Source organism: Pseudomonas sp. KCJK8993 (assembly GCF_046230915.1).
GTDB classification, from domain to species: Bacteria; Pseudomonadota; Gammaproteobacteria; order Pseudomonadales; family Pseudomonadaceae; genus Aquipseudomonas; species Aquipseudomonas piscis.
Genome location: NZ_JBJJLO010000007.1, coordinates 53,809 through 67,615 on the forward strand (window position 1 = coordinate 53,809; position 13,807 = coordinate 67,615).

15 protein-coding genes are annotated in these 13,807 nt (G+C 62.3%); 6 read left to right on the plus strand and 9 right to left on the minus strand.

Annotation, left to right across the window (positions count from 1 at the left end; genetic code table 11):
- The first annotated feature begins 48 nt into the window (after window positions 1–48).
- The 5 genes from ACK6AU_RS04175 (at window position 49) to ACK6AU_RS04195 (ending at window position 4,364) form a co-directional block, all read left to right on the plus strand.
- A complete protein-coding gene (locus ACK6AU_RS04175; RefSeq protein WP_185698484.1) occupies window positions 49–963 on the plus strand; it encodes an OmpA family protein in 915 nt (304 codons plus the stop codon).
- Between the two features lie 129 nt (window positions 964–1,092).
- Window positions 1,093–2,310 carry an argininosuccinate synthase gene (locus ACK6AU_RS04180; RefSeq protein ID WP_022640612.1) on the plus strand — a complete coding sequence of 406 codons (1,218 nt, stop codon included), beginning with the start codon at window positions 1,093–1,095 and terminating at the stop codon, window positions 2,308–2,310.
- Window positions 2,311–2,585: 275 nt separating this feature from the next.
- Window positions 2,586–3,005 (plus strand): hypothetical protein, encoded by a 420-nt coding sequence (locus tag ACK6AU_RS04185; protein ID WP_409297887.1) that lies wholly within the window; start codon window positions 2,586–2,588, stop codon window positions 3,003–3,005.
- Between the two features lie 178 nt (window positions 3,006–3,183).
- Window positions 3,184–3,423 (plus strand): hypothetical protein, encoded by a 240-nt coding sequence (locus ACK6AU_RS04190; protein ID WP_185698481.1) that lies wholly within the window; start codon window positions 3,184–3,186, stop codon window positions 3,421–3,423.
- A 314-nt stretch (window positions 3,424–3,737) separates the two neighbouring features.
- A complete protein-coding gene (locus ACK6AU_RS04195) occupies window positions 3,738–4,364 on the plus strand; it encodes a response regulator transcription factor (RefSeq protein ID WP_053131674.1) in 627 nt (208 codons plus the stop codon).
- Window positions 4,365–4,503: 139 nt separating this feature from the next.
- Here the strand turns inward: ACK6AU_RS04195 and ACK6AU_RS04200 are convergent, their stop codons facing one another.
- The 8 genes from ACK6AU_RS04200 to metG form a co-directional block, all read right to left on the minus strand.
- Complete coding sequence (locus tag ACK6AU_RS04200; protein WP_022640608.1) at window positions 4,504–4,683, minus strand: PA3496 family putative envelope integrity protein; 180 nt, start codon at window positions 4,681–4,683, stop codon at window positions 4,504–4,506.
- A 107-nt stretch (window positions 4,684–4,790) separates the two neighbouring features.
- Window positions 4,791–5,429, minus strand: a complete 639-nt coding sequence (gene nth / locus ACK6AU_RS04205) for an endonuclease III (RefSeq protein ID WP_185698480.1) — start codon at window positions 5,427–5,429, stop codon at window positions 4,791–4,793.
- Window positions 5,430–5,436: 7 nt separating this feature from the next.
- Window positions 5,437–6,021 (minus strand): Rnf-Nqr domain containing protein, encoded by a 585-nt coding sequence (locus ACK6AU_RS04210; RefSeq protein ID WP_409297890.1) that lies wholly within the window; start codon window positions 6,019–6,021, stop codon window positions 5,437–5,439.
- A complete protein-coding gene (locus ACK6AU_RS04215; protein WP_185698478.1) occupies window positions 6,014–6,625 on the minus strand; it encodes an RnfABCDGE type electron transport complex subunit G in 612 nt (203 codons plus the stop codon). Before ACK6AU_RS04215 ends, ACK6AU_RS04210 begins: the two co-directional genes overlap by 8 nt.
- Window positions 6,622–7,611: an RnfABCDGE type electron transport complex subunit D gene (locus ACK6AU_RS04220; protein ID WP_409297893.1), complete on the minus strand. Its 990-nt coding sequence runs from the start codon at window positions 7,609–7,611 to the stop codon at window positions 6,622–6,624. Before ACK6AU_RS04220 ends, ACK6AU_RS04215 begins: the two co-directional genes overlap by 4 nt.
- A complete protein-coding gene (gene rsxB, locus ACK6AU_RS04225) occupies window positions 7,598–8,806 on the minus strand; it encodes an electron transport complex subunit RsxB (RefSeq protein WP_409297895.1) in 1,209 nt (402 codons plus the stop codon). The genes ACK6AU_RS04220 and rsxB overlap by 14 nt, the downstream gene beginning before the upstream one ends.
- Complete coding sequence (locus tag ACK6AU_RS04230; RefSeq protein ID WP_409297897.1) at window positions 8,803–9,381, minus strand: Rnf-Nqr domain containing protein; 579 nt, start codon at window positions 9,379–9,381, stop codon at window positions 8,803–8,805. The genes rsxB and ACK6AU_RS04230 overlap by 4 nt, the downstream gene beginning before the upstream one ends.
- Window positions 9,382–9,509: 128 nt before the next feature.
- Window positions 9,510–11,555, minus strand: a complete 2,046-nt coding sequence (metG, locus tag ACK6AU_RS04235; protein WP_409297899.1) for a methionine--tRNA ligase — start codon at window positions 11,553–11,555, stop codon at window positions 9,510–9,512.
- A gap of 184 nt (window positions 11,556–11,739) precedes the next feature.
- On the opposite strand from metG, the gene apbC reads away from it, so the two are divergent.
- Window positions 11,740–12,834 (plus strand): iron-sulfur cluster carrier protein ApbC, encoded by a 1,095-nt coding sequence (gene apbC / locus ACK6AU_RS04240; RefSeq protein ID WP_409297901.1) that lies wholly within the window; start codon window positions 11,740–11,742, stop codon window positions 12,832–12,834.
- Between the two features lie 89 nt (window positions 12,835–12,923).
- Here the strand turns inward: apbC and ACK6AU_RS04245 are convergent, their stop codons facing one another.
- Entirely contained in the window at window positions 12,924–13,682 is a 759-nt protein-coding gene (locus ACK6AU_RS04245; protein ID WP_185698472.1) for an SDR family oxidoreductase, read from the minus strand.
- Between the last annotated feature and the right edge of the window lie 125 nt (window positions 13,683–13,807).

Sequence of the window (13,807 nt, forward strand, 5' to 3'; positions counted from 1 at the left end):
TATTCACGCCTGTCGATTTTTCTGTTGTACACGTCAGTGGAGCCTCCCGTGCGCCAGCGTTATCTAGCCTTGCTCAGTGTGTTTGCCAGCCTGCCCGCGATGGCTCTCACTTTCCAGACGCGCCTGGAGAGCATTGAGTGGACGGTCGAAGGCGACAAGTTCGAATGCCGCTTGATCCAGCCGGTGACCGACTTCGGTTCTGGTGAATTCGTGCGCCGGGCTGGCGAACAAGCGATCTTCCGCCTCAAGAGTTTCAACCCGATGCAGGCGGGTGGCTCGGCGACCCTGCTCGCGGCTGCCGCGCCTTGGCAGCCCGGCCGTGGCGACATCAACCTCGGGGCCGTCAAGGCCGGCACCGATGGCGTGTTGTTCAACAGCAACCAGATGCAGGCTGGCCGCCTGATCATCGGCTTGCTGGAAGGGCGCAGCCCGGTGGTCCGTCACTACTCCCGTGAGGGCGGTGTGTCCGAGGTTCGCCTGCTACCGGTGAAGTTCAGCAAGGCCTATGGCGACTACCAGACCTGCATGACCCAATTGCTGCCGATGAACTACGACCAGATCAAGCAGGCCGAGATCGGTTTCCCCGGAGGCGGTATCGAGCTCGATGCCCGGGCCAAGGCCAAGCTGCAGGTCATGGTCGACTTCATCAAGGCCGACCCGACGGTCAACCATGTCGAGCTCGATGGCCACTCGGACAACAGCGGCAATCGCCTGACCAACCGTGACCTGTCGCGGCGCCGGGCCTTGGCGGTGATGGAGTTCTTCAAGGCCAATGGCCTGGCCGAGAACCAGATCGTCGTGCGCTTCCATGGCGAACGCTATCCCTTGGCCCCCAATACCAATGCCGCCAACCGGGCCAAGAATCGCCGGGTCAACGTGCACCTGGAGCGGGCCGCCCCCACCGAGAAGCCTGCGCCGGCACCCCAGGCGGCTTCCGGAACGGGGGCCGCGGCCACCTCCTGACCCGGTTTTCATCGTCGCCCGCCTGACATATTTTGTCGCCTGGGCGTCATAAGCTGTCGCCCCTCTGTAAATTATCTGCATTGATCGGTAGACTCGACGGCTTTCCGTACAACCCCGTGGAGTGATGGCATGGCGGACGTTAACAAGGTCGTTCTCGCGTATTCGGGCGGCCTGGACACTTCGGTGATCCTCAAGTGGCTGCAGGATACCTACAACTGTGAAGTAGTGACTTTCACTGCTGACCTGGGCCAGGGCGAAGAGGTCGAACCGGCCCGCGCCAAGGCACAAGCCATGGGTGTCAAAGAGATCTATATCGACGATCTGCGCGAAGAGTTCGTGCGTGACTTCGTCTTCCCGATGTTCCGCGCCAATACTGTCTATGAGGGCGAGTACCTGCTGGGTACTTCCATCGCCCGTCCGCTGATCGCCAAGCGCCTGATCGAGATCGCCAACGAGACCGGCGCCGACGCCATCTCCCACGGCGCCACCGGCAAGGGTAACGACCAGGTGCGTTTCGAACTCGGCGCCTATGCCTTGAAACCCGGCGTGAAAGTGATCGCTCCTTGGCGCGAATGGGACTTGCTGTCCCGCGAGAAACTGATGGACTACGCCGAGAAGCACGCCATCCCGATCGAGCGTCATGGCAAGAAGAAGTCCCCGTATTCCATGGACGCCAACCTGCTGCACATCTCTTATGAAGGCGGCGTGCTGGAAGACACCTGGACCGAGCACGAAGAAGACATGTGGCGCTGGACCGTCTCCCCGGAGAAGGCCCCCAATACCCCGACCTACATCGAGCTGACCTACCGCAACGGCGATATCGTCGCCATCGATGGCGTCGAGATGAGCCCGGCCACCGTATTGGCGACCCTGAACCGCATCGGCGGCGAGAACGGCATCGGTCGCCTGGACATCGTCGAGAACCGCTACGTAGGCATGAAGTCCCGCGGCTGCTACGAGACTCCTGGCGGCACCATCATGCTCAAGGCCCACCGTGCCATCGAGTCCATCACCCTGGACCGTGAGGTGGCGCACCTCAAAGACGAGCTGATGCCCAAGTACGCGAGCCTGATCTACACCGGTTACTGGTGGAGCCCGGAGCGCCTGATGCTGCAACAGATGATCGATGCTTCCCAGGCCAGCGTGAACGGTGTGGTACGCCTGAAGCTGTACAAGGGCAACGTCATCGTCACTGGCCGCAAGTCCGACGATTCGTTGTTCGATGCCAACATCGCTACCTTCGAAGAAGACGGCGGCGCCTACAACCAGGCGGATGCGGCAGGCTTCATCAAGCTCAACGCGCTGCGCATGCGCATCGCCGCCAACAAGGGCCGGAGCATGCTCTGAGCCCCTGAGCGGCCGTGGCAGGTCGCTACAGGCACATCGCCGTACCCAAAACGCCGCTGGCTCATTGCGAGACCAGCGGCGTTTTTCATGGGGCCGGCAAATGATCGGAGTCGCCAAGCCGCTTGTCGGGGAAGCGGTTCCGCGTGGTAACGCCATGCCGGCGGGAATAAGGTCGATAGCGGCTCCTGCCCCCTGGCTGCCAAGAGGTCGCCGGTACAGGGTAAGGACCCTAACTCACCGTTGCGCCTATCAAGTTCCGATTGGGAGGGACTCCAATGAAAACGCTCAGATCCTGCCTGTTTCCCCTGGCCTCGGCGTTGGGCCTGGCTGCACTTTCCAGCCACGCGCTGGCGGCGGTTTATGTCTGTGGCAATGAGGAATGCAGCACCTGGAATGCCATTACCGAAGTGCAGCTCGAGACCAAGTCCACCGATGGAGAAAATACGACCATCCGTCAGACCCTCAGCCTTTCGGCGAGTGAATCCATCATCAATGGCTACAACAGCATCGCCAACACTGACCTCTATCTGAAGAAAAGTCTTTGGCACATAGGTGGCATTGAGCCGTTCAAGGGCAAGCAGCATGTAACTGCCTATGTCTATAAATCCACCGACCCCGATACCCGACTCAAGACCTGCCACGCGTTCTCATTCAAGAACCCCAAGGGACGCTACCACGCCACTTGCGGCAAATGAGGGCGAAGTGTCGTTGATCCTTGCCTGGCAGGAGCGGACGATCCGGAGTTTCCTCGGGGCTCCGGTTTTTTTTGCCCGGGGTTTTGCAGGTGTCGGTTGGCGAGCAATCTGGCAGCCTGCGGGGCAGGGCCTATGATATTCAGGGTTGGGGGAATCGACGAAAACCAGGGAGATCAGCATGCGGCTCAATGATGTGGAACAGAGTCTTCGGCGTGACCTGCAAGGCACGGCTTCCGACTTGCGTTGGTCGGCGGTGGAACTCAGGCGTATCGCTGAATTGCTGCGCCAGGCGGGCAATGGCGCGGATGCCGATGCGCTGTTGAGGATGTGCCAGTTATTTCAAGACGACGAGGAGCGGCTGGCCGCATATGCGGATGAAGTAAAGGCTCATTTGATCAGTCGACGAAAAGTTCAATAGATGAGTTTTAAGATAAAAATAAAGCATGGAGGTTGGTGGTTTTTTATTTTGAGATTTGAGTAGGTTAAATGTTTTGAAACAATACTTGTCATGTGTTTATTAAATTTTTGTTAGTACATAAAGTAGCTTGATAGTTGATTGGTCTTATGTTCGTTTCAAGTTGATCGATCAGTGTGAAAGTTATTTTGTAAGGCAATTCGGTATTGCTTGTAAGGAACGTCCTCCTACAGTCGTAGCCGCCTGATACGCAGTGCCAGCGTCAATTCTCTCGGGTATGGTGCTGGCTCTAAAAATCTCAGGACGTGGATGGACCTATGAAAAGAGTCTTGATCGTGGATGATCATCCGGTAACTCGTCTGGCTGTACGTATGTTGATGGAGCGGCATGGCTTTGAAGTTATAGCGGAAACGGACAATGGCGCGGATGCATTGAAGTTGGCCGTGGAGTATGTGCCGGACATCTTGATCCTGGATATTGGACTTCCACAACTTGATGGACTTGAAGTTATAACGCGACTGATGTCACGGGCCATGCCGATCAAGATACTGGTGCTGACCTTGCAGACTCCCGGGCCTTTTTCCATGCGTTGCATGCAGGCCGGGGCGGCAGGTTATGTATGCAAGCAGCAGGACATCACCGAGTTGATCAGCGCAGTGCGGGCGGTGTTGGCTGGCTATAGCTACTTCCCCAACGAAGCGTTGCACACTTTCCGTTCCAGCCAGGGAGTCAGCAGCGAGGAAGAAATGATCGAACTGCTGTCAGGGCGCGAACTGGTGGTATTGAAACAACTTACCAGTGGAATGAGTAACAAGGAGATCGCCGAAGGGCTGTGCCTGAGCAACAAGACCATCAGTACCTATAAGCGGAGATTGCTCACCAAGCTCAATGCCCGGTCATTGGTCGACCTGATCGAGTTTGCCCAGCGGCACCGGTTGATATGAAGTTTTGCGGATTGCAACGGCTGTAGCGGACTGGATGATCCTTGAGTACTGCCAATGCTTGGTCGGCCTCTAAGGCCGACCGCGGGGGGCTGCACAAACCAATACACAAGAAGACCTCCAGTCGGAGGTCCTCTTGTTACTAAAGATCGAAATCGTAATCGGCCAGTTGCTTTTGCAGACGCCGTTCTTCCAGGAGATTGTCGATGGTGCGGCGCTTGCTCAGGTTGGTCTTCGCCACCTCCACCACAGGTTCGGCATCGTCTGTTTCAGCCGCGGTGAAATCGTCTTCTACGTCCAGTTGTTCTTTGCCAGTGCTCATAAGGTCGACTCCAGGCTAGGACTGCCATTGGCGCTCCTTATATCGATATTCTCCTGACGGGTAAAAAAGATTTTTTCAATCGAGTCATGAAGAAATTCAATGCTCGATCAATCATCGGAAGTCTTTTGCTTGTATTCGCACAGATCCTCGATCCGACAACTTCCGCAACGTGGCTTCCGGGCCAGACAGACATATCGACCGTGCAGGATCAGCCAGTGATGGGAGTCCAGCAGGTACTCCTTGGGCACGAACTTCATCAACTTCTTTTCCACTTCCACCACGTTCTTGCCTGGCGCCAGCCCGGTGCGGTTGCTGACCCGGAAGATGTGGGTGTCCACGGCCATGGTCAATTGGCGGAAAGCGGTGTTGAGGACCACGTTGGCGGTCTTGCGACCGACGCCGGGCAGGGCTTCGAGTTCTTCGCGGGTCTGCGGCACCTCGCCACCATGGCGCTCCACCAGCAGGCGGCAGGTTTCGATGACGTTCTTGGCCTTACTGTTGTACAGGCCGATCGTCTTGATGTATTCCGACAGCCCATCGACCCCCAGGGCATGGATGGCTGCGGGGGTGTTGGCCACGGGAAACAGCTTGGCAGTCGCCTTGTTGACCCCGACGTCGGTCGATTGCGCCGAAAGGATCACGGCGATCAGCAGTTCGAATGCCGAGGAGTAGGCCAGTTCGGTCTTCGGTTCGGGGTTGTCCTCATGGAGCCGGCGAAATATTTCCAGGCGTTTGGCAGCGTTCATGGGTGATTCATTTCCTCGAAGGCGATCGGTATAGGGGCCAGGCCCGAGTGGCGGCCAGCAACAAGCCCAGCAGGATAAAACCGCCTGGGGCGAGAGTCAGCAGGTGCAAGCCGCCATCGGCTACTACCCAACCGCTCCCTGTATCGACCAAGCCGATGAGCCAGCCCAGGTGGCTACCCAGGACTCCGGTGCCCAGCAGTTCACGCAAGGCACCCAGCAGGCTCAGGGCGGCACAAAAAGCCAGGGCCAGGCGTAGCCGGTCGGCATGCTGGAAAAACCCTACCTGCTCCAGTGCGATGCATTGCAAGGGCAGCAGTGCCAGGTACAGGCCCAGTTGCTGATGCAGTTCCAGGCACCAGGCCTGCGCGGCCAGCCACAGGCAACTGCCGAGGCCAGCGGCCAGCAACAAGCTGGCCAGCAGGCGCGGGCCACCGGCCTGCAGATGCGGGCGTAGCGAGTGCATGCCGAGGCCGAAAGCCGTCGCCAGCAATCCGAAGCCCAGGGTCATGCCCAGGGCCTTGACCCAGGAATCCGTCGCCCCGATCAGTGCCGGCAGCATCAACAGGCCGGGCAGCGCCAGCGGCTTATTCATGGGCGGCTCCGTCGAGCAGGGTGGCGCGGTGTTCGTCAACGTAACGCAGGGCATCGTGCAGGGCGCTGATCACTGCACGGGAGGTGATGGTGGCGCCGGCGATCTGGTCGAACTGGCCCTGGTCCTTCTTCAGTGCCCAGCCCGCGTCACCCGGATCGTTGCGGGACTTGCCGGAAAACCCGGCCAGCCAAGGGTTGGGTTGATCGCCGATGTGGGAGCCCAGGCCCGGTGTCTCCTCCTGTCTGAGGGCCTTGCTGCCCAGCAGGCGGCCCTGGCTGTCGATGGCGATCAGCAGCTCGATGGGGCCGGCATACCCTGTAACCTGGCTGCGCAGCAGCAGGGCGCTGGGCTGGCCATTGCGGATGGCCAGGTAGCCCTCGAGCAGGCGGCTGTTGGCCAGCTGCGTGGCGGCCAGTGGCACTGGCCGATCCAGGGGCTGGTTGTCATAGCTGTCCATTGGCAGCAGATCCAGCAGCTTGCGCGCTTGCAGGGCTCTTTGCTCGGCCTCGATCCGGGGGGCGCTGGCATGTTGCAACCACAGCGTAGCGCCGATGCCCAGGATACCGAGGGTCGCCAGCACCAACAGGCTGCGTGGGTTCTTCATGGTCGGCTCCCGGCTGGTTCGCGGGCGCAGTGGCGTTCCAGGGCAGGCACCGCCAGGTTCATCAGCAGCACGGCGAAGGCCAGGCCGTCGGGGTAGCTGCCCCAGGTACGGATCAGGTAGGTCAGCAGGCCGACCCCGACCCCGAACAGCAAGCGTGCCCTGGCTGCTTTGGGGCCTGATACCGGTTCGGTGACGATGAAGAAGGCGCCGAGCATGCTGGCCCCGGTGAGTAGGTGGAACAGCGGCGAGCCGTGTGAGTCGGAGCCTGTACCGTTCCAGCACAGCAGGCTGGCGAGCAGCAGGCTGCCGAGCATGCCTACCGGAGCATGCCAGCTGATGACCCGCTGTTGCAGCAGCCACAACCCGCCGGCCAGGAAACCCAGGTTGACCCATTCGACGCCACGACCACCGAGATAGCCGAAGGCCGGGCTGGCCGCGAACAGCTCGTCGATGGTCAGACTCTTGTTGATGCGCAGGCTGTCCAGCGCGGTGGCCTGGGCCCAGGCATCGGGACGTGAGCCGTCCAGGCCGAAGACCCGTTGCAGGCCGTCCAGCAAGCCCATGGCCTGGGGGGCAGGCCAATGGCTCATCGACTGCGGGAAGCACAGCAGGGCCAGGGCATAGCCGAGCATCGCCGGGTTGAAGGGGTTCTGCCCGACGCCACCATACAGGTGCTTGCCCAGGAGCATGGCGCTGGCAGCGGCGCTTGGGGCCAGCCACCAGGGGCAGTAGGCCGGCAGGGCCAGGGCCAGCAGGGTGGCGCTGACCAGGGCACTACCATCGCTGAGCGTCGGCAGCAGCGGGCGCTGGCGCAGGCGCAGCACCAGGGCCTCCATGGCCAGTGCACCAGCTGCGGCCAACAGCAGATTCAACAGCACTCCCCAGCCGTACAGCCACAGCAGTGCCAGCAGCCCTGGCAGAGTGGCCAGCAGCACTCTCTGCATGGCCTGGCGCAGGCGTGGGTCGGCGCCCTCAGCCAGCGGCATGGGCATCCACCTGGCGTTCGACTTCACACAGGCGCGCCTGGGCCTGGGCCAATTGCTCGGCACTGCTGCCTGCCTGGCGTTGCAACTTGTGCAGCTCGGCCCGGGCATAGGCCAGCTCGGTCTTCAGGCGGCGCAGTTGCGGGTCGATCGGCCGCTTCTCGGTACGGGTGAGCACCGGTGCTGGCTTGGCGCTGGCATCCTCGGCGGCATGCAGATCCTGTTCGGCAGCTGCCAGGGCTGCGCCCAGCGCCTCCAGTTCCGCCTGTGGAGCGCCAGCGACCTGGGCTTTTTTCAGGTCGGCGCGGCGGGTGGCCAGCTGGATCTTGGCGCGATTGAGATTGGCATCCTTGGGCGTCGCCACGGGTGGCGTGGCTGGGGTTTGGGCTTCCAGGCGAGCCAGGAGTTGTTCGGCGGCTTCGAACTGACGCTGCAGTACGATCAGTTGCGACTGTTGCTCGAAGGTGGGCGGATGACCGAAGGCCTTGAGGGACTTGTTCAACTGGGCCCGGCTCATGGCCAATTCGATCTTGGCTTTTTTCAAGGCGGCATCGGCAGCCGCGGCCTTCTGCGCCCGAACTCGCTCGATCGCCGCCTGGACCGGGTCGTCGCCGCTCTCGGCTGGTTGGGCGGCCTTTTGCGCCCGGGCCTGGCGTTCGGCCAGGCGTCGTGCTTCTTCACGTTGCAGGCGTTGGTTGCGTTGTTCGAAGCGGCGCCTGGCGTGCTCACGCTTGCTGCTGCGGGCCTGCAGTTGCTCGGGGCTGCTGGCCAGGCCGCCGACAATCGGTACCACCTGGCCCTGGGGCAGGGGCAGCATGTCGATGCAGTCCACTGGGCAGGGGGCCACGCACAGATCGCAGCCGGTGCATTCATCGACCAGTACGGTGTGCATCAGCTTGGCCGCGCCGACGATGGCGTCCACCGGGCAGGCCTGGATGCACTTGGTGCAGCCGATGCACTCGGCTTCGCGGATGTAGGCCACCTGGGCCGGGGCTTCGCCGCGGCTGCGATCCAGTTCGATGACCGGCAATTGCAGTAGCCGGGCCAGGCCGGCGATGGTTTCCTCGCCGCCGGGTGGGCACTTGTTGATGGCCTCGCCGTTGGCGATGCCTTCGGCGTAGGGTTTGCATCCGCCATGGCCGCACTTGCCACATTGGGTCTGCGGCAAGAGGGCATCGATGCGTTGAATCAGACTCATGGTTTGACCATTCCGTTGAAGCCCAGGAACGCCACGGCCAGCAGGCCGGCGCTGATCAAGTCGAGGGGCAGGCCCTGCCAGGGCAGGGGAATATCGTTGTTGCAGACGCGCTGGCGCAGGTCGCTGAACCAGCCAAGCACCAGCCAGAAACCCAGGCCGGCCCCCAGGGCCATGGCGCCGAGGGTCGCCAGCCCGAGATCATCGCTGCTGCCCGCCAGCAACAGGCCCAGCACGCCGGCATTGCCCAGGAGCAATGGCCAGAGACCGTCGAACGGCCAACCGGGCAGGACCCGCGCCAGCAGGCCCAGCAGCGGTTGGATCAGCAGCACGTTCAGGGACAGCCAGGAGAACAGTTGCAGCGATGCCAGCCCCCAGGGCTCGAGCAGGCCACGATAAAGGAGCAGGCCCAGCACGCTGCTGACCAGCATCAAGACCGTGGTGGCCAGGCCCAGGGCGTGGGCCTGCCGCCTGTCGCCAGCCCGGGACTGCAGCAGCGGGTCGACGCCCAGCGGCCATTGCAACACGAAGTTGCTGACCAGGGCGGTGCTGATGAGAGCGAGCAGGAGGTGGGTCATGGTCGATGCCGGTACAAGCAGGCTGTCCCTCAAGAGTAGGCAAACTCCACGCGCGCGGGGCCGCCCAGATAGGCAAATCCCCCCGTTGCGCAAGAGCGCAACGGGGGGATGGGGTCCAGCCGACGGCCTTACTTGATCCGCTGGCCGGGCTTGGCGCCGCTGTCGGGGCTCAGCAGGTAGATTTCTTCACCGCCTGGGCCGGCCGCCATCACCATGCCCTCGGAGATGCCGAACTTCATTTTCCGCGGCTTGAGGTTGGCGATCATCATGGTCAGGCGACCGTCGAGCTTGGACGGGTCCGGGTAGGCGCTCTTGATCCCGGAGAAGACATTGCGCTGTTCATCGCCGATATCCAGGGTCAGGCGCAGCAGTTTGTCGGCGCCCTCGACGGCTTCGGCCTTGACGATCAACGCCACGCGCAAATCGATGGCGGCGAAGGTGTCGAAGTCGACTTCCGGCGACAGCGGGTCCTTGGCCAGTTCGCCATTGCCCTTGGGCGCGCCGGTGTCGGTCTGGCTGGCGACGAGGTCTTCCTTCGAGGCGTCGGTCATGGCTTGTACTTTCACTGGATCGATCCGCGTCATCAGCGGCTTGAATTCGTTGAGCTGATGGTTGGCCAGCAGTTGCTGGTGGTCGTTCCAGGTCAGCGCCGGGACGTTGAGGAAAGCCTCGGCGTCGGCGGCCAGGCCTGGCAGCACCGGCTTGAGGAAGATCACCAACTGGCGGAACAGGTTGATGCCGGTGGCGCAGATGGCCTGGACTTCATCCTGCTTGCCTTCCTGCTTGTTCAGCGACCAGGGCGCCTTGTCGGCGATCCAGGCGTTGGCACGGTCGGCCAGGGCCATGATCTCGCGCATGGCGCGGGCGAAGTCGCGGGCCTCATAGGCCTCGGCGATGCTCGGTGCGGCGGCGAGGAAGGCCTCGGTCAGCTCGGGGGCGGCGTTGGTGTCGACCATCACCCCGGCATTGCCCTTGTGGATGAAGCCGGCGCAACGGCTGGCGATGTTCACCACCTTGCCCACCAGGTCGGAGTTGACCTTCTGCACGAAGTCCTCGAGGTTCAGGTCCAGGTCGTCGACGCCACGGCCCAGCTTGGAGGCGTAGTAGTAGCGCAGATACTCGGGCGACAGATGATCCAGGTAGGTACGTGCCTTGATGAAGGTGCCACGGGACTTGGACATCTTCTGACCGTTGACGGTCAGGTAGCCATGGACGTTGATCGCCGTGGGCTTGCGAAAGCCCGCGCCCTCGAGCATGGCAGGCCAGAACAGGGCGTGGAAGTTGACGATGTCCTTGCCGATGAAGTGGTACAGCTCGGCGCTGGAGTCCTTGGCCCAGAACGCATCGAAATCCAGTTCCGGGCGACGGGCGCAGAGGTTCTTGAAGCTGGCCATGTAGCCGATCGGTGCGTCCAGCCAGACATAGAAGTACTTGCCCGGTTCATCGGGAATCTCGAAGCCGAAGTACGGCGCATCGCGGGAGATATCCCACTGCTGCAGGCCGGCGTCCAGCCACTCGGCGATCTTGTTGGCCACGGCGTCCTGCAGGGTGCCGCTACGGGTCCAGGTTTGCAGCATCTGCTGGAAGTCCGGCAGCTTGAAGAAGAAGTGCTGGGACTCCTTGAGCACCGGAGTGGCGCCGGAGATCGCCGACTTCGGATCCTTCAGGTCGGTGGGCGCGTAGGTGGCGCCGCATTTTTCGCAGTTATCGCCGTACTGGTCCTCGGTGCCGCATTTCGGGCAGGTGCCCTTGATGAAGCGGTCGGCCAGGAACATTTTCTTGTCCGGGTCGAAGTACTGGGTGATGGCACGCGTGGCAATGTGCCCGGCGTCCCGCAGCTTGAGGTAGATCTGGCTCGACAGCTCGCGGTTCTCTTCGGCGTGGGTCGAGTGGAAATTGTCGAAGTCCACCAGGAAGTCGGCAAAGTCGGCGCTGTGTTCGGCCTGGACGTTGGCGATCAGTTGTTCCGGGGTGATGCCTTCTTTTTCCGCGCGCAACATGATGGCCGAGCCGTGGGCGTCGTCGGCGCAGACATAGACGCATTGGTTGCCGCGGTGCTTCTGGAAGCGCACCCACATGTCGGTCTGGATGTACTCGAGCATGTGGCCAAGGTGGATGGAACCATTGGCATAGGGCAGGGCGCTGGTGACGAGGATCTTGCGTGGCTCGGACATGGGGCTCGGCTACTTGATGAAACGAAGGTCGGCCACTATAAAACGCCGGGACGGAATTTTCATCCTTCCAGGCGCCCTTGTGCGGCGCAGGCAAGCTCCAGGGCCGGAGCCGTTCCCTCGCCACGAAGGGAGAGGCGGCGTAGGATAGCCGGCTGATTTTCCTGTCTTGTTATCGGAGTTGCCCATGAGCGCCCTCAATCGCGCAGCGGTGGAAGCCGTGCTTCGCCAGTACACCGACCCCTACTTGAACCAGGACCCGGTGAGCGCCGGCTGTGTGCGGGACATCGACATCCAGGGCGACCGGGTCACGGTCCGCCTGGAGCTGGGCTATGCCGCCGGCCTGTTCCGCAATGGCTGGGCGCAGATGCTGCAACTGGCCATCGAGGGCCTGGAAGGCGTGGGCTCGGCCAAGGTCGAGGCCAGCAGCGTGATCGTCGCGCACAAGGCCCAGGCCCAGGTACCGGGCCTGGCCAACGTCAAGAACGTGGTGGCGGTGGCATCGGGCAAGGGCGGCGTGGGCAAGTCCACCACCGCCGCCAACCTGGCCCTGGCCCTGGCCCGGGAAGGCGCCCGGGTGGGCATCCTCGACGCCGATATCTATGGCCCGAGCCAGGGCATCATGTTCGGCATCGCCGAAGGCACCCGGCCGAAGATCAAGGACCAGAAGTGGTTCGTGCCGATCCAGGCCCACGGTGTCGAAGTCATGTCCATGGCCTTCCTCACCGACGACAACACGCCCATGGTCTGGCGTGGCCCGATGGCCTCCGGAGCCTTGCAGCAACTGGTGACCCAGACCGACTGGGGCAATCTCGACTACCTGGTGATCGACATGCCGCCGGGCACCGGTGACATCCAGCTGACCCTGGCGCAGAAGGTCCCGGTGGCGGGTGCGGTGATCGTCACCACGCCCCAGGACCTGGCCTTGCTGGATGCGCGCAAGGGCATCGAGATGTTCCACAAGGTGAACATCCCGGTACTGGGCGTGGTGGAAAACATGGCAGTGCACATTTGTTCCAACTGCGGTCATGCCGAACACCTGTTCGGCGAGGGCGGCGGCGAGAAACTGGCCGGCCAGTACGGCGTCGAACTGCTGGCTTCGCTGCCGCTGTCGATGCTGATCCGCGAGCAGGCCGATGGTGGCAAGCCGACGGTGATCGCCGAGCCGGACAGCCAGATCGCCATGGTCTACCAGGAACTGGCGCGGCACGTGGGGGCACGCATCGTGTTGCAGGAAGCGGCCACCCCGGCCATGCCCAACATCACCGTCAGCGACGATTGAGCCCAAGGCAGGCGCTGGCCGCGACCTGGGTTGCGGCCAGCGTTCTTATTGGTTCCCGCGCCGCAACGGCCGGGAGCAGCCTCTTCGGATCAGAGGCGCAAGCCGCCGTCCATTTCCAGGATGCGTCCGGTGTAGTAGTCGTTCTCGAAGATATAGGCCGCCGAATGGGCGATTTCTTCCGGCTTGCCCATGCGCTTGAGTGGAATGCCGGCGGTCATTTTCTCCAGGGCCTCGGGCTTCATGCCCAGGGTCATCTCGGTCTCGATGAAGCCCGGGGCGATACCGGCCACGCGGATGCCGTAGCGCGCCAGTTCCTTGGCCCAGGTCACAGTCGCTGCGGCAACCCCGGCCTTGGCCGCGGAGTAGTTGGTCTGGCCGATGTTGCCGGCGCGGGAAATCGACGAGATGTTGATGATCGTGCCGCTGGTCTTGAGTTGCACCATCTTCGCTGCCACTTCCCGGGTGCACAGGAACACGCCGGTCAGGTTGACGTCGATCACCGACTGCCACTGGGCCAGGCTCATCTTGCTCATTTCACCGTCCTTGACCTTGAGCAGCAGGCCATCGCGCAGGATCCCGGCGTTATTGATCAGGCCATGGATGGCACCGAAGTCCTCGGCGACCCGGGCCACCATATGCTCGACCTGTTCTTCGTTGGCCACATTGCACAGGTAGGAGCGAGCCTCGACGCCATGGGCTTTGCAGGCCGCGACGGCCTGGTCGAGTTTTTCCTGGTTCAGGTCCACCAGGGCCAGCCTGGCCCCACGGCTGGCGAAATACTCGGCCATGGAGCGGCCCAGGCCTTGGCAACCGCCGGTGATAATGATTACTTTGTCAGTGAGTTGCATTCGCATGTCCTGCCAGCTGTCGTGAGGGATTGTCCTTGTTCCAGGGCGCTGCGTGACAGCCGGACCCAGCCTGGCTGCAGACGAGTATTGCCCCGTAGGCGTAGTTGGACCATGGTCCGGTCGCC

What these genes read in the sequence shown, in the direction of transcription:
- ACK6AU_RS04180 (WP_022640612.1), top strand. Translation starts at nt 1,093, where the DNA reads ATGGCGGACGTTAACAAGGTCGTTCTCGCGTATTCGGGCGGCCTGGAC.
- ACK6AU_RS04185 (WP_409297887.1), top strand. Translation starts at nt 2,586, where the DNA reads ATGAAAACGCTCAGATCCTGCCTGTTTCCCCTGGCCTCGGCGTTGGGC.
- ACK6AU_RS04190 (WP_185698481.1), top strand. Translation starts at nt 3,184, where the DNA reads ATGCGGCTCAATGATGTGGAACAGAGTCTTCGGCGTGACCTGCAAGGC.
- ACK6AU_RS04195 (WP_053131674.1), top strand. Translation starts at nt 3,738, where the DNA reads ATGAAAAGAGTCTTGATCGTGGATGATCATCCGGTAACTCGTCTGGCT.
- ACK6AU_RS04200 (WP_022640608.1), bottom strand. Translation starts at nt 4,683, where the DNA reads ATGAGCACTGGCAAAGAACAACTGGACGTAGAAGACGATTTCACCGCG.
- nth (WP_185698480.1), bottom strand. Translation starts at nt 5,429, where the DNA reads ATGAACGCTGCCAAACGCCTGGAAATATTTCGCCGGCTCCATGAGGAC.
- ACK6AU_RS04210 (WP_409297890.1), bottom strand. Translation starts at nt 6,021, where the DNA reads ATGAATAAGCCGCTGGCGCTGCCCGGCCTGTTGATGCTGCCGGCACTG.
- ACK6AU_RS04215 (WP_185698478.1), bottom strand. Translation starts at nt 6,625, where the DNA reads ATGAAGAACCCACGCAGCCTGTTGGTGCTGGCGACCCTCGGTATCCTG.
- ACK6AU_RS04220 (WP_409297893.1), bottom strand. Translation starts at nt 7,611, where the DNA reads ATGCCGCTGGCTGAGGGCGCCGACCCACGCCTGCGCCAGGCCATGCAG.
- rsxB (WP_409297895.1), bottom strand. Translation starts at nt 8,806, where the DNA reads ATGAGTCTGATTCAACGCATCGATGCCCTCTTGCCGCAGACCCAATGT.
- ACK6AU_RS04230 (WP_409297897.1), bottom strand. Translation starts at nt 9,381, where the DNA reads ATGACCCACCTCCTGCTCGCTCTCATCAGCACCGCCCTGGTCAGCAAC.
- metG (WP_409297899.1), bottom strand. Translation starts at nt 11,555, where the DNA reads ATGTCCGAGCCACGCAAGATCCTCGTCACCAGCGCCCTGCCCTATGCC.
- apbC (WP_409297901.1), top strand. Translation starts at nt 11,740, where the DNA reads ATGAGCGCCCTCAATCGCGCAGCGGTGGAAGCCGTGCTTCGCCAGTAC.
- ACK6AU_RS04245 (WP_185698472.1), bottom strand. Translation starts at nt 13,682, where the DNA reads ATGCAACTCACTGACAAAGTAATCATTATCACCGGCGGTTGCCAAGGC.